12 protein-coding genes are annotated in these 16,974 nt (G+C 70.7%); 4 read left to right on the top strand and 8 right to left on the bottom strand.

Annotated elements, in window-relative coordinates; translation table 11 throughout:
• Positions 1-29 precede the first annotated feature (29 nt).
• The 5 genes from zwf to AB0B91_RS36365 all read right to left on the bottom strand — a co-directional run bounded on the left by zwf (position 30) and on the right by AB0B91_RS36365 (position 7,374).
• Positions 30-1,403 carry a glucose-6-phosphate dehydrogenase gene (gene zwf, locus AB0B91_RS36385; protein ID WP_358329560.1) on the bottom strand — a complete coding sequence of 458 codons (1,374 nt, stop codon included), beginning with the start codon at positions 1,401-1,403 and terminating at the stop codon, positions 30-32.
• Between the two features lies 1 nt (position 1,404).
• Positions 1,405-3,036 carry a glucose-6-phosphate isomerase gene (gene pgi / locus AB0B91_RS36380; protein WP_358329557.1) on the bottom strand — a complete coding sequence of 544 codons (1,632 nt, stop codon included), beginning with the start codon at positions 3,034-3,036 and terminating at the stop codon, positions 1,405-1,407.
• 71 nt (positions 3,037-3,107) lie between these two features.
• The gene (locus tag AB0B91_RS36375) at positions 3,108-4,814 is read right to left on the bottom strand and encodes an IlvD/Edd family dehydratase (protein ID WP_358329554.1); all 1,707 of its coding nucleotides are present in this window, start codon (positions 4,812-4,814) and stop codon (positions 3,108-3,110) included.
• Positions 4,815-4,974: 160 nt separating this feature from the next.
• On the bottom strand, positions 4,975-6,858 hold the full coding sequence (locus AB0B91_RS36370; protein ID WP_358329551.1) for a hypothetical protein: 1,884 nt from the start codon (positions 6,856-6,858) through the stop codon (positions 4,975-4,977).
• A 132-nt stretch (positions 6,859-6,990) separates the two neighbouring features.
• A complete protein-coding gene (locus AB0B91_RS36365) occupies positions 6,991-7,374 on the bottom strand; it encodes an ATP-binding protein (RefSeq protein WP_358329548.1) in 384 nt (127 codons plus the stop codon).
• Between the two features lie 109 nt (positions 7,375-7,483).
• Between AB0B91_RS36365 and AB0B91_RS36360 the strand changes: the two genes are divergently transcribed.
• The 4 genes from AB0B91_RS36360 to AB0B91_RS36345 all read left to right on the top strand — a co-directional run bounded on the left by AB0B91_RS36360 (position 7,484) and on the right by AB0B91_RS36345 (position 13,873).
• Positions 7,484-9,787, top strand: coding sequence for a phosphoketolase family protein (locus tag AB0B91_RS36360; RefSeq protein WP_358329545.1), 2,304 nt, complete (start codon positions 7,484-7,486; stop codon positions 9,785-9,787).
• Positions 9,763-10,950: an acetate kinase gene (locus tag AB0B91_RS36355; RefSeq protein WP_358329541.1), complete on the top strand. Its 1,188-nt coding sequence runs from the start codon at positions 9,763-9,765 to the stop codon at positions 10,948-10,950. Before AB0B91_RS36360 ends, AB0B91_RS36355 begins: the two co-directional genes overlap by 25 nt.
• A 494-nt stretch (positions 10,951-11,444) precedes the next feature.
• On the top strand, positions 11,445-12,389 hold the full coding sequence (locus tag AB0B91_RS36350; RefSeq protein ID WP_358329823.1) for an acyl-CoA desaturase: 945 nt from the start codon (positions 11,445-11,447) through the stop codon (positions 12,387-12,389).
• A 467-nt stretch (positions 12,390-12,856) separates the two neighbouring features.
• The gene (locus AB0B91_RS36345; protein WP_358329538.1) at positions 12,857-13,873 is read left to right on the top strand and encodes a hypothetical protein; all 1,017 of its coding nucleotides are present in this window, start codon (positions 12,857-12,859) and stop codon (positions 13,871-13,873) included.
• A 28-nt stretch (positions 13,874-13,901) separates the two neighbouring features.
• On the opposite strand, the gene AB0B91_RS36340 is transcribed toward AB0B91_RS36345, so the two are convergent.
• The 3 genes from AB0B91_RS36340 to AB0B91_RS36330 form a co-directional block, all read right to left on the bottom strand.
• The gene (locus tag AB0B91_RS36340) at positions 13,902-15,317 is read right to left on the bottom strand and encodes an NAD(P)/FAD-dependent oxidoreductase (RefSeq protein WP_358329535.1); all 1,416 of its coding nucleotides are present in this window, start codon (positions 15,315-15,317) and stop codon (positions 13,902-13,904) included.
• Positions 15,318-15,414: 97 nt separating this feature from the next.
• Positions 15,415-15,807, bottom strand: coding sequence for a hypothetical protein (locus AB0B91_RS36335; protein WP_358329532.1), 393 nt, complete (start codon positions 15,805-15,807; stop codon positions 15,415-15,417).
• A gap of 15 nt (positions 15,808-15,822) precedes the next feature.
• The gene (locus AB0B91_RS36330) at positions 15,823-16,872 is read right to left on the bottom strand and encodes a LacI family DNA-binding transcriptional regulator (RefSeq protein WP_358329529.1); all 1,050 of its coding nucleotides are present in this window, start codon (positions 16,870-16,872) and stop codon (positions 15,823-15,825) included.
• Between the last annotated feature and the right edge of the window lie 102 nt (positions 16,873-16,974).

Here is a 16,974-nt window from a genome sequence, read left to right as displayed (position 1 = left end):
TGCCGCCCACCGGTCCCGCCCGCGCGGGATCAGTCGAAGGAGTTCGAGATCTCGTGCCACCCGCCGGGCGCGATCCTCTCGGCCTCCTTGGGTCCCCAGCTCCCCTTCGGGTACGGCAACGGCCGGTCCGGCAGGTCGAGGATCGGCTGGACGATCCGCCACGACTCCTCCACCAGGTCGAACCGGGCGAACCGCCGGGGATCGCCGCTCCCCGCGTCGGTCAGGATCCGCTGGTAGGCGGCCTCCATCGGCCCGAACACCTTGGTGAAGTCGACGCTCACCGGCACCACGCGGGTCCGTTGCAGGCCGGGCTCCTTGGCCAGCACGTCGAACGTCACCCCGGCGTCGGGCTGCAGCCGGAACCTGACCAGGTTGGGGCTCAGGTGCGGGTCGTGCTCGAACAGCGTGACCGGCGGCTTGCGCAGCTCGGCGACGATCTCCAGGTCGGTCACCGGCAGCGCCTTGCCGGAGCGGATGCAGAACGGCACCCCCGCCCACCGCCAGTTGTCGACGTAGGCGCGCAGCGCGACGAACGTCTCGGTGGTCGAGTCCTTCTTGACGCCCTCGGTGTCGAGGTAGCCCTCGTACTGGCCGCGGACCACGTCGTCGGGCTTGATGGCCTGCACGGCGCGCAGCACCCGCCACTTCTCGTCCAGCATGGCGCGGGCGTCCTTGGACGGCGGCGGGTCCATGGCAAGGATGGCGAGGAGTTGCAGCAGGTGGTTCTGGACGACGTCGCGGATCGCGCCGTTGGCGTCGTAGAAGGCGCCCCGGTCGGCCACGTCGAAGTCCTCGGCCATGGTGATCTGGATGCTGCGGATGTAGTTGCGGTTCCAGATGGGTTCGAGCAACATGTTGGCGAACCTGAACACCATGAGGTCCTCGACCGGCTCCTTGCCCAGGAAGTGGTCGACCCGGCGCAGGTGGTCCTCGTCGAAATACTTCAGCAGCTCGGCGTTGAGCGCCCGGGCCGACTCCAGGTCGCTGCCGAACGGCTTCTCCACCACGAGCCTGGCGTCCCTGTTGAGGCCCTCCGCGGCCAGCCCCTCGGCCACGGGCTCGAACAGCACGGGCGGCACGGCCAGGTAGTGGACCAGGAACCCCTTGCCCTCCACCTCGTCGCGGAGCCGGGCGAACGTCGCGGAGTCGCGATAGTCGCCGGCCACCAGCCGCAGGTTGCCCGCCAGCTTCTCGAACGCCGCGTCGCGCACGCCGCCGCACGCCGCGCGGGCGTGCTCGCGCAGCCCGTCGAGGTCCAGGTCGGTCTTGGCCACGCCGATGATCGGCAGATCGAGCTCGCCTTTGGCCGTGAGCTGGTAGAGGGCGGGCAGGAGCATCTTGCGCGCGAGGTCACCGGTGATGCCGAACAGGACGAGCGCGTCCGCGCGCTGGGTCACCTCCACCTCAGACGCGCCTTCCGCGCAGCTCGCGGTAGCGCCGGACGAGCCGTTCGGTGGAGGCGTCCGGGAAGTCGCCCGGCGGTTCTTCCGAGGTGAGCGCGGGCGCCAGGTCGAGCGCCATCTTCTTGCCCAGCTCGACGCCCCACTGGTCGAAGGAGTCGATGCCCCAGATGGTGCCCTCGACGAACGTCATGTGCTCGTACAGCGCCACGAGCTGGCCGAGCGTGGACGGGGTGAGCTTGGTGGCCAGGATCGTGGAGCTGGGCCGGTTGCCGGGCATCACCTTGTGCGGCACGATCGCGGCGGCCGTGCCCTCGCCGGCGATCTCCTCGGCCGTCTTGCCGAACGCCAGCGCCGACGTCTGCGCGAACAGGTTCGCGGTGAGCAGGTCGTGCATGCCCTCCCGGTCCTCGTACGGCTCGGCGAACCCGATGAAGTCGGCGGGCACCAGCCGGGTGCCCTGGTGCAGCAGCTGGTAGAAGGCGTGCTGGCCGTTGGTGCCCGGCTCGCCCCAGAAGATCTCGCCCGTGTCGGTCGTGACGGACGTGCCGTCGGCGCGTACGGACTTGCCGTTGGACTCCATGGTGAGCTGCTGCAGGTAGGCGGGGAAGCGGTGCAGCCGCTGGCTGTAGGGCAGGACGGCCCGGGTCTGGGCGCCGAAGAAGTCGTTGTACCAGACGCCCAGCAGCCCGAGCAGCACCGGCATGTTGACCTTGAACGGCGCGGTGCGGAAGTGCTGGTCCATGGCGTGGAACCCGGCCAGCATCTCGCGGAACCGCGCGGGCCCGATCGCGATCATCAGCGACAGGCCGATGGCGCCGTCGTAGGAGTAACGCCCCCCGACCCAGTCCCAGAAGCCGAACATGTTCGCGGTGTCGATGCCGAAGCCGGCGACCTTCTCGGCGTTGGTCGAGACGGCCACGAAGTGCCGGGACACGGCGTCCTCGCCGAGCGCGCCGACCAGCCACTGGCGGGCGACCTTGGCGTTGGTGAGCGTCTCCAGCGTGGTGAACGTCTTGGAGCTGACCACGAACAGCGTGCTGGCCGGGTCCAGCCCGGCCAGGTTGCCGGTGATGTCGGCCGGGTCGATGTTGGAGACGAACCTGGCCGTGATGCCGGCGTCGGCGTAGTCGCGCAGCGCCTCGTAAGCCATGGCCGGGCCGAGGTCGGAGCCGCCGATGCCGATGTTGACCACGGTGGTGATCGGCTTGCCGGTGGCGCCCGTCCAGTCCCGCGAGCGGACCCGGTCGGCGAAGGCGCTCATCTTGTCGAGCACGGCGTGCACGTCGGCGACCACGTCCTGGCCGTCGACCTCCAGCTTGGCCTCCCGGTTCATGCGCAGCGCGGCGTGCAGGACGGCCCGGTCCTCGCTGACGTTGATGTGCTCGCCCCGGAACATCGCGCCGATCCGGTCGCGCAGCCCGGCCCGCTCCGCGAGCTGGACGAGGAGGTCGATCGTCTCGTCCGTGGCGCGGTGCTTGGCGTAGTCGAGGTAGAGATCACCGGCGGTCAGCGTCATCCGCTCGGCGCGGCCGGGATCCTCCGCGAACAGCTCGCGCAAGTGCTTGCCCGCCAGCTCCCCGTGGTGCTTGTCCAGTGCCGCCCACTCCTGGCTCTGGGTGATGTCGCCGCCCACTCTTCCTCCTGATGCCGTCAAGCCGATCACATTAGTCCCGTATCCGGGAAGATATCGCGCGGGACTCCAGGTCAGTGGGATTCCCTGCCCACGGCGTCCCCACTCGAACCTGTGAGGAAGTCCAGGTCGACGCCCTTGTCCGCCTGCATGACGTGGTCGACGTACAGGCGCTCCCAGCCGCGCAGCGGGGCGGCGTGCCCGTTCACGACCGCCTGCCTGGCAGCCAGCTCGGCGGCGGGGAGGTCGACATCGAGGCGCCTGGCCGCGACGTCGAGCACGATCGGGTCTCCGGTCCGGACCTTGGCGAGCGGGCCGCCCGCCGCCGCCTCGGGCGCGGCGTGCAGCACGACCGTGCCGTACGCGGTGCCGCTCATCCGGGCGTCGCTGATGCGGACCATGTCGCGCACGCCCTTGGCCAGCAGTTTCGCGGGCAGCGGGAGGTTGCCGACCTCGGGCATGCCCGGGTAGCCCTTGGGACCGCAGCCGCGCAGCACCAGCACCGACGTCTCGTCGACGTCCAGGTCCGGCGAGTCGAGCCGGGCGTTGAGGTCCTCGACGCTGTCGAACACGACGGCCCGGCCGCGGTGGCGCAGCAGTTCGGGCGAGGCGGCGGCGGGCTTGATCACCGCGCCGTCCGGCGCGAGGTTGCCGCGCAGCACCGCGATCCCGGCGTCGGGCAGCAGCGGGTCGGCGCGCCGGCGGATGACGGTCTCGTCCCAGATCTCCGCGCCGGCGAGGTGCGCCACGAGCGGCCGGCCGCTGACGGTCAGCGCCGCCGGGTCGAGCAGGTCCTCGACCTCCTTCAGTACGGCCGCCAGCCCGCCCGCCCTGAACAGGTCGTCCATCAGGTGCCGCCCCGCGGGCTGGAGGTCGGCCAGCAGCGGCACCCCGCGGCCGGTCCGGTCGAAGTCGTCCAGCTCCAGTTCGACGCCGAGGCGCCCGGCGATGGCCAGCAGGTGCACGACGGCGTTCGTGGAGCCGCCGATCGCGGCCAGCGTCACGATCGCGTTGAGGAACGAGCCCCTGGTCATCACCTGGCTCGGCCGGCGTCCCTCCTTGGCCAGCTCGACGGCCAGGCGGCCGGTCTCGTGGGAGCGTTCGAGCAGCCGGCTGTCGGGGGCGGGGGTGCCCGCCGTGCCGGGGAGCGTCATGCCGAGGGCCTCGGCCATGCAGGCCATGGTGGAGGCGGTGCCCATCGTGTTGCAGTGGCCGCGGCTGCGGATCATCGACGACTCCGAGCGCAGGAACGCCTCGCCGGACAGCGTTCCCGCGCGTACCTCCTCGCTGAGCCGCCACACGTCGGTGCCGCAGCCGAGCGGGACGCCGCGGAAGTGGCCGGTCAGCATCGGGCCGCCGGGCACCACCACGGCGGGCAGGTCGACCGAGGAGGCGGCCATCAGCAGCGCCGGGATGGTCTTGTCGCAGCCGCCGAGCAGCACCACGCCGTCGATCGGGTTGGCGCGCAGCATCTCCTCGGTGGCCATGGCGGCCAGGTTGCGCCAGAGCATCGCGGTGGGCCGGACGTTCGTCTCGCCGAGGGAGACGACGGGCAGGTTGAGCGGGACGCCACCGGCCGCCCACACGCCCTGTTTGACGCTGTCGGCCACCTCGTCGAGGTGGGAGTTGCACGGGGTGAGGTCGGAGGCGGTGTTCGCGATCGCGATGTGCGGACGGTCCCCGTCGAACGCGGCGTCCGGCAGGCCGCGGCGCATCCAGGCGCGATGGATATAGGAGTTGCGGTCATTGCCCGAGTACCAGCGTGAGCTGCGGAGCGGCATGCCCTCATCCTGACATCCCCCTATATGGGGATGAAACCGGCGGCCCGTGCAGGGGCACGGGCCGCCGGGGGCGTGATCTCACCGGCCGCCGGAGCGTGAGATCACGATCCTGGGTGGATACATCTCTAAAGGCGTTCCATCCAGTTCCATGCCGTTCCATTCACGCCGGGTGATAACTACATCGCACCCCCGTCTGTACGGCCGAGCGCAGCCGCTCCCCGATGACCGCGTCGGCCTCGCTGATCCGCACCAGGGCCCGCCTGATGGCCTTGCCCACGGCGATCCTGGCCCGCTCCTCGCTCCCCGCGAACTGGCGCGTCCGCCCGGCCAGCCCGGTGGCGGCGGCCAGCTCGTCGATCAGCCAGTCGCGCTCGGCCCGCAGCGTGGCGGCCCGCTGGAGATCGTTCATCCCCTCCAGTTCGTCGATCTCGGCCTGCAGCCCGGACAGCCGCCGCTTGTAGGTCTGCCTGGCCTGCTCGTCCAGCACCGGCTGGGCGGACTCGGCGGCCTCGCTCGCCGCCGCGCCCGCGGCCAGGTCCACGGCCGGGATCTCCCGGCCGGGGTTGGCCAGCAGGGTCGCCAGGTGGGCCATCCCGACGATGTGATCGACGAGCACGGACCGGCCGTCCAGCTCGATCCGCCACTTGCGGCCACGGCGCACGCAGACGACCTCCGCCGGTGGCATCGGACAGTCGGCGGGCAGCGTCATGCCCATCGACGCGGCCTCCTGCCGGGCCAGTGCCAAGATCCTGCGCGACTCCTCGGTCCCGCGCAGGGCCTGGCCGAGCCGCAGGCGCGAGAGCGCGACGGCGGGCCAGTGCCCCAGCGCCAGGTTCTCGTGCACGGCGGCCCGCAGGTGGACGATCGCCTTGTCGGTCTCGCCGCAGGCCAGCATGGCCACGCCGAGAGGATGGTGGACCGAGCCCAAGCAGGTGACACCCAGGCTGACGATGACGGGCAGCCGCTCGAAGGGGCGGAGCACGGCGTAGATCTCGGCCGCCGTGGCGGCGTCGCCGAGCAGGTACGCCGCCTCGATCCCGCCGTACATCGAGATGAGCCAGGTACTGGAGCGAGGCAGCACCGTCAGATCCTGACCGCGCAGCCGGGCCAGCGCTCCCGCCGCCAGCCGCCGCTCCCCCGCGGTGGCCGCGGACACCGCGAGCACCGCCAGCAACGACCTGTCCACCTCGCTGAGGTCCGGCGAGTTGACCATGTCCGTCACCATCGGGATGAGTTCGGCGACTCGTCCCTGATACCAGCGGATGGCCGCGATCTGACCCGCGTACCAGCCCGCGCTGTCGATGTCACCGGCGGCCGCTCCCCGATCGGCGCAGGCGCCGGCCATCGCCTCGGCCTCGGACAGCCGGCCGCCCCTGATGCTGAGCATGACCTCCATCGCGTCCACGACGAACCCGACCGCCAGGTGGTCCTCCTTGGACAGCAGCCCGCGCAGCTCCACCAGCGCCCGCTCGGCGTGCGGGTCGGCGGCCAGCACCAGGTCCACGGTCCGCCAGAGCAGCCCCATCAGCAGATCGCCTCGGCGCCCGGTCCGCTGCGCCTCCTCGATCAGCTCCTGGGCCAGCGCCAGGCGTAAGGCGCCGTGCTCGGGCCCCAGAACGCAGTGGTGGGCCAGGCTCAGCGCCTCGGCCAGCGCCACGGCGTCGCCGGCCCGCCTGGCCTCCTCGACCATGGCCAGGATCCTGTCGTACCCGCCCGTACGGTAGTCGTCCTCGCCGGCCAGCCGTACCCGCAGCCGTAACGCCAGCGAGGACTGTGGTCCGACCAGCGCCAGAGCCTGGCGCTGACGGGTGCGCACCACGGCCGCCTCGGCCGCGGTCCGATGCTCGTGCACCCACAGGCCGCCCAACCCGAGCGCGGCCCGCGCCATGCCGTCCGTGTCACCCTGCTGTTCGGCCTCCTGGTAGGCGACGTCGAACCACCGGCGGGCCGCCCGCAGGCTGCCCTCCACATATAGTGCGTGCTCTCCCGACAGCAACGACATCTCGATGCCGTCGCGTACAGCCAATCCCCGCGATCCGCCCATAGGCGTCCTCCGCACCCCGTGGTGGTAGCACGCGTTCAACGCGTACTTCCAGCGACTGCGGCCCCCCATCGCTATGACGGATGCTAACCGAATGAGGTTCAACTAGATGACATCATGTTCAACTAATTCGGCTCAAGAGATTTTTATCGCCATCCGTACGGCGGTGCCGTGCGGTCCGGTGGTGATGGCCACGCGGTCGGCCAGGCGGCGCATCATCCATATCCCCCAGTGGCCGCGCGTCGCGGGCGCGGGCGGGTCGGTCTTCGCGAGGTAGCGGGAGGGCAGGCCGGGGCCGGAGTCGCGGACCTCGCAGAGCAGGCTCACGCCCTCGCGCCAGAGGCGGAGCCGCCCACGGCCGCCGCCGTGGATGAGCACGTTGGCCACCGCCTCGTTCACCACGATCACCAGGTCGGCGGCGCGTTCACCGCGCAGGCCGTGCTCGTCCGCGAGCCTGAGCGCGGCGCCACGCGCCCGCCCCAGGTCGCCCTCGGTGAAGTCCATCGCGAACGCGTCCATCGTGCGGAGCCCCCCTTGACCTCTCGGCCCGCCGGCACACCTTCACCTCTGCCACAGGAAGCGGCTTCTAATCTGGTTGAGCGGCGTTTCTGGAGGAATCAGCAAAGGCATGGAGCGAATAGATGCCTACTGGCGCGCGGCGAACTATCTGTCGGTGGGCCAGATATATCTGCTGGACAATCCACTACTAACAACGCCATTGACCCCAGAGCACATCAAACCCCGCCTGCTGGGCCATTGGGGCACCACACCCGGACTGAACTTCTGTTTCGCCCACCTCAACCGGATCATCCGCGAACGCGACCAAGACCTGATCTACATCGCCGGCCCCGGCCACGGCGGCCCCGCCGCGGTCGCGCACGCCTGGCTGGAAGGCACCTACTCCGAGCGCTACCCCGACATCTCCCAGGACGCCGCCGGGATGCGCCGGCTGTTCCGCCAGTTCTCCTTCCCCGGCGGCATCCCCAGCCACGTCGCCCCCGAGACACCCGGATCCATCCACGAAGGCGGCGAACTCGGCTACTCCCTCGCCCACGCCTACGGCGCCGCCTTCGACAACCCGGGCCTGGTCGTCGCCTGCATCATCGGCGACGGCGAAGCCGAGACCGGACCCCTGGCCGCCAGCTGGCACTCCAACAAACTCCTCGACCCTGCCCGCGACGGCGCCGTCCTGCCGATCCTGCACCTGAACGGCTACAAGATCGCCAACCCCACCATCCTGGCCAGAATCCCCGAAAAAGACCTGCTCGCCCTGATGGAAGGCTACGGCTACCGCCCCCACCTGGTCGGCCCCGACCACCAGCAGATGGCCGACACCCTCGACACCGTCTTCGACCAGATCACCGACCACCGGCAGGGCCGCTCCGACCGGCTCCCCATGATCATCCTGCGCACCCCGAAAGGCTGGACCGGACCCAGCGTCGTCGACGGACTGCCGGTGGAAGGCACCTGGCGAGCCCACCAAGTGCCGCTGGCCAACGTACGGGAGAACCCCGAACACCTGGCGATGCTGCAAGAGTGGATGCGCTCCTACCGCCCCCAGGAACTCTTCGACGACGACGGCCGCCCAACGGCGTCGATCCTGGAGACCGTGCCCCCGGGCGACCGCAGGATGAGCGCCAACCCGCACACCAACGGCGGCGAACACCTCGAACCACTACGGCTGCCCGACTTCCGCGACCACGCCATCGACGTCAAAACCCCCGCCACCCAGTCCACCGAACCCACCCGGGTGCTCGGCAGGCTGCTGCGCGACGTGATCGCCGCCAACCCGCGCACCTTCCGCCTCATGGGCCCGGACGAGACCGCCTCCAACCGCCTGTCAGCCGTGTTCGAGGTCACCGACCGGGCCTGGAACGCCCAGCTCGAACCGACCGACGAGGACCTGGCCCCCGGCGGCCGGGTCATGGAGGTGCTGAGCGAGCACCTGTGCCAAGGCTGGCTCGAGGGCTACCTGCTCACTGGGCGGCACGGGCTGTTCACCTGCTACGAGGCGTTCATCCACATCATCGACGCCATGTTCAACCAGCACGCCAAATGGCTGGAATCCTCCCAGAAGATCCCCTGGCGGCGGCCCATCGCCTCCCTCACCTACCTGCTGTCCTCGCACGTCTGGCGCCAAGACCACAACGGCTTCTCCCACCAAGACCCCGGCTTCCTCGACGTCGTGGTCAACAAGAAAGCCTCCGTGGTGCGTCTCTACCTGCCGCCGGACGCCAACACCCTGCTGTCGGTCGGCGACCACTGCCTACGCTCACGCGACTACATCAACGTCATCGTCGCCGGCAAACAACCCGTCCTCGACCTGTTCACCATGGACCAGGCCATCGCCCACTGCACCCGCGGCCTCGGCATCCTGCCCTGGGCCTCCACCGACCAAGGCAACGACCCCGACGTCATCCTCGCCTGCGCCGGCGACGTCCCCACCCTCGAAACCCTCGCCGCCGCCGCCCTGCTCCACGAACACCTGCCCAACCTCCGCCTCCGCGTCATCAACGTCGTCGACCTCATGCGCCTGCAACCCCCCTCAGAACACCCCCACGGCCTGCCCGACGCCGAATACGACACCCTGTTCACCACCGACAAACCCGTCATCTTCAACTTCCACGGCTACCCCTCCCTCATCCACCGCCTCACCTACCGCCGCCACGGCCACACCAACCTGCACGTCCGCGGCTACAAAGAAGAAGGCACCACCACCACACCCTTCGACATGGCCATGCTCAACGACATCGACCGCTACCACCTGGTCATGGACGTCATCGACCGCACCCCCGGACTCGGCGCCAAACAGGCCCACCTACGCCAGCGGATGACCGACGCCCGCCTACGCGCCCGCGCCTACACCCGTGAGCACGGCGAGGACGCCCCCGACATCCAGGAGTGGACATGGCCGGACAGATTCTCGTCCTGAACACCGGCTCCTCCTCCATCAAGTACGAGCTGGTGGACGTGGAGTCGCGGGCCCGCCCGGCCAGGGGGCTGGTAGAGCGGATCGGGGAGGAGGAGGGGCTGCTGACGCATCACGCCGGCGACGGCCCGCCGTACGAGCGGAAGGAACGCTTCGGCGATCACGCGGAGGGGCTGGCCGCCATGCTGGCGGCCTTCACCGACGCGGGGCCCGCGCTCGATCCGGTGGCGGTGGGGCATCGGGTGGTGCACGGCGGGACCCGCTTCCAGGAGGCGGTCCTGGTGGACGACGACGTGATCAGCGCCATCGGCGAGCTGTCGCCGCTCGCGCCGCTGCACAATCCGGTGAACCTCACCGGCATCCGGGTGGCCCGCGAGGCCTTTCCCGGCGTGCCGCAGGTGGCCGTGTTCGACACCGCCTTCCACCGGACGCTGCCGCCCGAGGCGTACACCTACGCCGTCCCGCTCGACTGGCGTGACCGGCTCGGCGTGCGGCGCTACGGCTTCCACGGCACCTCCTGCGCGTACGTGTCGGCGCGGGCGGCGGCGCTGCTGGAGCGGGATCCGGCGCGGACGAACCTGATCGTGCTGCACCTCGGCAACGGCGCGAGCGCCACCGCGATCGAGGGCGGCCGCAGCGTCGACACCTCCATGGGGCTGACGCCGCTGGAGGGGCTGGTCATGGGCACCCGTTCCGGTGACGTGGACCCCGCGCTGCCCGGCTACCTGGCCCGCGCGGGCGGCATGGACGTCGCGCGGACCGAAGAGGAGCTGTCGCGCCGCAGCGGCCTGCTCGCGCTCGCCGGCACCGGCGACATGCGCGAGGCCCGGCACCGCGCCGGCGAAGGCGACGAGCGGGCGCGGCTCGCGCTGGACATCTACGGCCGCCGGATCAGGAAGTACGTCGGGGCCTACTACGCGCTGCTCGGCCGGGTGGACGCGATCGTGTTCACGGGCGGCGTCGGCGAACACGACCCGGCCACCCGCGCCGCCGCGCTGACCGGGCTGAACCGCCTCGGCATCGCCCTGGACCCCGCACGCAACGAGGCCGCCGAGACGGACGAGCGGCGGGTGTCCACACCGGAGTCGGAGGTGGCCGTGCTGGTCGTACCCACGGACGAGGAATGGGAGATCGCCAGCGAGGCGCTCGCACTGATCCGTCTGTGACCTGTTTCGCCGCCGGACGCTGTTGTGCCTGCGCGGACCAGCCGAGTACGTCGCATAGGATCGGCAGCGCCCGCTGCCGCGGCGGCAGGCGCCGGCTCTTCCCCTATGAAGGCCGGCTCGATCGTCTCGCACTAGATGACCTGTTCCGCCGCATCCAGCAGCTGATCGGGTACGGCACCACCGTCGAAGTGGGCGGCCGGCACGCGGATCCACTCACCGAAGTCCTGGAGCCCCAAACCCGTCATGGCTCGCGAAGCGTATCTCCTGACCTCGGCGAGTCGCGGGGGTAGGGCCAGCCCTACCTCCAAGACGGGTGACAGCAGGACTTCGCGATCTCGGTTATCCCGAAATGCTAATAGCGAACGATCAGCAATCGAGTCTGGAGCATCGGAGAATCTGTGACTGACGTGAGCACTACTCGCGCCGCCACGGCCTCGGAAGAGAGGGGGAGCGACTTCGCCCGCCTGTCACGCCGGGTGGCCCAGGCGGGCCTCATGGAACGACGACCCGTCTACTATGCCGCGCGCATCAGTGTGGTGATGGGCCTCTTCGCGGCAGGCTGGGTGGCGTTCGCCCTGGTAGGCGACTCCTGGTGGCAGCTTCTGATCGCGGTGTTCCTCGCGGCGACGTTCGGCCAGGTGGCCCTGCTGGCGCACGACCTGGCCCATGGGCAGGTGTTCCCGTCCCGGCGCACCAGCGCGAACGCGGGCCTGCTGGTCGGCAACCTCGGCATCGGGCTCAGCTACGGATGGTGGCAGGACAAGCACACCCGCCACCACGCCAACCCCAACCACGAGGACCACGACCCGGACGTCGCGCCCGACATCCTGCTCTGGTCGATCAAGCAGGCCGAGGCGAGCCGGGGACTGCCCAGGCTCGTCGGCCGGTGGCAGGCGTTCCTCTTCTTCCCGTTGCTGACCCTGGAGGGTCTCAACCTGCACATCTCCAGCGTCCGGGGCCTGCGCCGCGAAGGGCTCAAGAACCGGACCGCCGAAGGGTTGCTGCTGCTCGCGCACTTCGTCCTCTACCTGGGTGGCGTGTTCGCGGTCCTGCCTGTCGGCAAGGCGCTGCTGTTCCTGGTCGTGCACCAGGCGTGCTTCGGCGTGTACCTGGGCTGCACGTTCGCCCCCAACCACAAGGGCATGCCGGTGCTCACCGCCGAGGACGAGCTGGACTTCCTCCGCCGTCAGGTGCTCACCTCCCGCAACGTACGCGGGGGCCGCGTGGTCAACACGGCGCTGGGTGGGCTCAACTTCCAGATCGAGCACCACCTGTTCCCCGGCATGCCGACCCCCAACCTGCGCAAGGCGCAACCGCTGGTGCGGGAGCACTGTGAGTCGCTGGGGGTGGCGTACGTCGAGTGCGGTCTGCTGGCCTCCTGGGGGCAGGCGATGCGGCACCTTCACGAGGTCGGCGCGCCCCTACGGGCTCGCCGCTAGGCCCGGGGCGCCCGGTTTCTCCGGCGCCCCTTGAAATCCCTCGCCCCTCCACCGGCTCACGGACGGGGCGAGGATGTCCTGCACGGCGCGCTCCCACATGCGCGCCGTGCACGCGTGGGCACTGCGCCCCGCTCGGCGTCATGCACGCCGCACTCCCCCAGTGCACCGCCCGGCGTCATCCACGCCGCACTAATACGCGCCCCGCATGGCGCCCTTCCAGCGCGCCATGAACGCCACACTGACATGCACCCCGCCTAACGTCACGCACGGCGCACTTCCACACGCACCGCCCGGCGTCATGCACGCCCCACTTCTTCATGCGCGCAGTCCGGCGTCATGCGTGCCACACTGACAATCGCCCCGCCTGTGCCGCACGCGCGTGCCAGGCTTAGCCGCGTGCGCAACCCCTGAGCCCTCACCCAAGCGCCGGTAGGGTGGCGCGGGCGAGCGGCAGGGGTGGTGTGGTGATGCGGGTCGGGGTGGCCAGGGAGGTCGCGCGGCGGTGGGTGGCCGAGGTCGGGGCCGGGCTGCCGGGGTTCGGTGGGGCCTTTCTGACCGGGTCGGTGTTGTGGTCGCCGGCGGACGCGGTTCTGGCCGCCAGCTCCGATGTGGACGTGATGGTGGTGCTGGACGTCGCGGAGCCGCCGGTCAAGCCCGGCAAGATGCGATACAGCGGCGTGTTGTTGGAAATTTCGTTTATGTCGGCCGAGCGGTTGGCATCGGCGGAAGGTGTCCTGGGCGACTACCACCTGGCGGGCAGCTTCCACCTGCCCGGGGTGCTGGCCGATCCGAGCGGGCGGCTGACCGAGCTGCATGAGGTGGTGTCCCGCGAGTTCGCCGACCGGCGGCGGGTGCTCCAGCGGTGTGGCGCCGCGATGGACGGCGTGCGACGCGTGATCGCCGCCATGGACGAGGCGGCGCCGCCGGCCGACCAGGTGATGTCGTGGCTGTTCGGCACGGGGATCACGACCCACGTGCTGCTCGTCGCCGGGCTGCGGAACCCCACGGTGCGCCGGCGGTACGAGGCCGTCCGGGAGTTGCTGGCCGTACACGGGATGCTTGATCACCACGAGGCGCTGCTGGAGCTGCTCGGCTGCGCGGGGATGGGGGCGGCGCGCGTGGAGCGGCATCTGGGGGAGCTGGAGAAGGTGTTCGACGCGGCCAAGGACGTCCGGGCGGCGTCATACCCGTTCTCGTCGGACATCAGCGAGGCGGCCCGGCCGCTGTCGATCGACGGCAGCCGGGAGCTCATCGCGCGCGGACTGCCTCGGGAGGCGGTCTTCTGGCTGGTGGCGACGTACGCGCGGTGCCTGAAGAAGCTGGCACTGGCGGGGGTGTCAGGCGAGGCCTACGAGGAGGGGTTCCGCGAGTTGCTCGCCGACCTCGGTGCCGAGACCTTCGCCGACCGGCGGCGGCGCGGGCAGCACGTGCTGGACGCGCTGCCCGGCCTGTGGCGCACCGCCGAGACCATCGCACCTGCCTGACCCCACCGGCCAGGTTCGAGTACGCGGGTCAGAGCCCGTACTCCTCCAGGAGGCGCAGCCAGATCTCGCTGACCGTGGGGAACGACGGGACCGCGTGCCAGAGCCGGTCGAGCGGCACCTCGGCGGTGACCGCGATCGTCGCCGCGTGCAGCAGCTCGGCCGCGCCGGGGCCGGCCAGCGTGACGCCCAGCAGCACCCGCCGCTCCTCGTCCACGACCGCCTTGGCCCGGCCGCGATAGCCGTCGCCCAGGAGGTAGGCCCCCGAGACCTTGCCCAGGTCGTATTCGACCACCCGTACCGGGAACCCGGCCTCGCGGGCGGCGGCCTCGGTGCGGCCGACCGCGCAGATCTGCGGGTCCGTGAACACCACCTGCGGCGCCCCGTACTCGTCCGCTATGTCGCGCATCGCGGGGAGAGTGTCGTCGCCGCCCTTGGCGCGCGCCGCGATGACGTCGCCGCAGGCCCGCGCCTGGTACTTGCCCATGTGCGTGAGCAGCGCGCGGCCGTTGACGTCGCCGACCGCGTACAGCCAGCCGCCCTCGACGGCCGTCGCCCGCATGCTGTCGTCGACCTCGACGGTGCGGCCGCCCGGCAGGCCGACGGTGTCGAGCCCCAGGTCAGCGGTGGCGGGCACCCTGCCGGTGGCCACCAGGAGTTCGTCGGCCTCCAGCGGCGGGCCCTCGGCCAGGTGCACGGTGACCTTGCCGCCGGGCTCCGGCCGCTCGACGCGGGCGATCCCCGTGTGGGTCCGCACCTCGATCCCGGCCTCGGCGAACGACTCGGCCAGCAGCTCGCCGGCGAACGGCTCCAGCTTGGACAGCAGCGACCCGCCGCGTACCAGGACCGTGGTCTGCCGTGCGCCGAGCCCGTGCATGGCCTGCGCCATCTCACAGGCGACGACTCCGCCACCGAGGACGACCAGCCGCTCCGGCACCTCCTTGGCGGCCGTGACCTCGTGGCTGGTCCAGGGCTTCGCCTCGGCCAGCCCCGGAATCGGGGGGACCAGGGCGGTGCTGCCGGTGGCCAGCACGACGGCGTGCCGCGCGGTGAGCACGCGTTCCGCTCCACCGTCTCGCGGGGTCACCCGCACCCGCTTGACACCGTCGAGCCGTCCCCTGCCCCGCACGAACTCGATGGGCACGCTCTCGATCCACCCGACCTGCCCCGAGTCGTCGAAGTGCGACACCGCCTCGTCGCGCCGGGCGAGCACCTTGCTCACCTCGATCGGGCCGAGCGACAGGCCCGGCACCCGGCTCACCTCGGCCGCCAGATCTATCGGGCGCAGCAGGGCCTTGCTCGGGATGCAGGCCCAGTAGGAGCATTCGCCGCCGGCCAGGCGGTCCTCCACGATGGCGGCGGTCAGGCCGCCGCGCACGGCTCGGGCCGCGGCGTTCTCGCCGGCAGGACCGGCGCCGATCACTATGACGTCGAACTCGTCGGTCATGCCTACCTCTCCCATAACGCTCGCCACGCTGTCGCGGCTCTTCCCAGCAGTCTCCCACCGGTGCCCTTCGACCATCGCCAAGGGAGGTCGGCCCGGCTCAGTTCTGCTCGGACATCGCTCCGGGCGGCCAGTCCCCCCGCTCGAACGCCGTACCGGGCGGGTTGGCGATGACCAGCATCTCGCTGCCGCCGAAGTCGCCGACCACCCGGAACCCGGCCTGTACGAGGATCGTCCGCACGGCGAGCTGTACGGCGGTGCGGATGGTCTCGTACTTCACCGTGCCGGCTCTGGCGAGATCGGGAGAGGCCTCCCACGAGACGACAACACCGCGACCGGGCTCGTGCCGGAGGCTGAGACCGCCGTCGCCCGGCGTCCCGGACGGCCCGTTGGATCCAGGCGGCTTCGGTGGCTCGACGGTGAATCCCGCGTTCGTTAACTCTTGCCGGATCAGATCTTCCAGGTTCGCTGGGTCGTACCGTGCGGGGTTCACCTCGTCCTGCTGCCCTCACACCGCCCTCTCATGCGGGCTCTCCGACGCACACAGCTCCGGCAAATCCGTACTCTCCCGAAATGCCAGTCGATGCGGCACGCACACCTCGTGTGCCTTGTCCGTCTCGCCGCTCAGCCGCTCGGCCAGCAGGTCCACCGCCGACTGCGCGATCAGCGCCTTGTCGGGCGCCACGGTCGACAGTGTGGGCGTGGCGAACCGGCCGTCCTCGATGTCGTCGAACCCCATCACCATCACGTCGCCCGGCACGTCGTACCCCCGTTTGAGCAGCGTCCGCAGGGCGCCCAGCGCGAGCGTGTCGTTGAAGCAGAAGACCGCGTCCGGCGGGCCGGAGTCGAGCAGGCGGCTCATGGCCTCGGCGCCGTCGGCGCGCCCCCAGCGCGCCACCAGCGCGACCAGTGACGGGTCTGCGGGGACGCCGGCCTCGGCGAGCGCCTGCTGGTAGCCCTTCAGCCGCAGGCGGCCCGTCACGGCGGCGGCCGTGCGCTGCACGCCGATGGCGGCGATCCTGCGCCTGCCGCGCTCGGCCAGGTGCAGGGTGGCCGCCCGCGCGGCGGCCACGTTGTCGATGCCGACATGATCGTACGGCGAGCGGCCCGTCCCGATGCGCTCCCCGAGCAGCACCATCGGCGTACGATCGTCGCGCCCGGCCAGGTCCTTGGCCGTGAGCGCGAGCGGACTGAACAGCAGCCCGTCGATGAGATGGTCCCGGATCCCGGAGATCACCACGCGTTCCTTGGCCCGGTCGCCCTGGGTCTGGTCGATGAGCACGGTCCAGCCTCGCCGGTCGGCCGCCTCGATGACGTTCGTGGCCAGTTCGGCGAAGTAGGGGTTGTCCAGGTCGGGCACGGCCAGCGCGACCACGCCGGAGCGGCCCGCGCGCAGGCTGCGCGCCGACAGGTTAGGCCGGTAGGAGAGCTCGGCTATCGCCGCCTCCACCCGGGCGCGTGTCTCGCCGCTGACATGGGGATAGTCGTTGACCACGTTGGACACGGTCTTGATCGACACCCCGGCCAGCTCGGCGACATCCTTCAGCCTCGGCCGCACCCTGCCCCTTTCGCCATCGGCACCCTACCTTCTTTACAACGATGTAACGAACTGGCGCCAACCAATTTACAACGTTGGAACCAACGATGTAGAACGTCCGTA

Source organism: Nonomuraea sp. NPDC049141, assembly GCF_040648415.1.
Taxonomy (GTDB): Bacteria; Actinomycetota; Actinomycetes; order Streptosporangiales; family Streptosporangiaceae; genus Nonomuraea.
This window is presented reverse-complemented; position numbering and strand designations above follow the sequence as displayed.

Coding starts and splice junctions, on each gene's coding strand:
- AB0B91_RS36355 (WP_358329541.1), top strand. CDS start 9,763: ATGGCCGGACAGATTCTCGTCCTGAACACCGGCTCCTCCTCCATCAAG.
- AB0B91_RS36360 (WP_358329545.1), top strand. CDS start 7,484: ATGGAGCGAATAGATGCCTACTGGCGCGCGGCGAACTATCTGTCGGTG.
- AB0B91_RS36375 (WP_358329554.1), bottom strand. CDS start 4,814: ATGCCGCTCCGCAGCTCACGCTGGTACTCGGGCAATGACCGCAACTCC.
- AB0B91_RS36365 (WP_358329548.1), bottom strand. CDS start 7,374: ATGGACGCGTTCGCGATGGACTTCACCGAGGGCGACCTGGGGCGGGCG.
- AB0B91_RS36345 (WP_358329538.1), top strand. CDS start 12,857: ATGCGGGTCGGGGTGGCCAGGGAGGTCGCGCGGCGGTGGGTGGCCGAG.
- AB0B91_RS36340 (WP_358329535.1), bottom strand. CDS start 15,317: ATGACCGACGAGTTCGACGTCATAGTGATCGGCGCCGGTCCTGCCGGC.
- AB0B91_RS36370 (WP_358329551.1), bottom strand. CDS start 6,858: ATGGGCGGATCGCGGGGATTGGCTGTACGCGACGGCATCGAGATGTCG.
- AB0B91_RS36350 (WP_358329823.1), top strand. CDS start 11,445: ATGGAACGACGACCCGTCTACTATGCCGCGCGCATCAGTGTGGTGATG.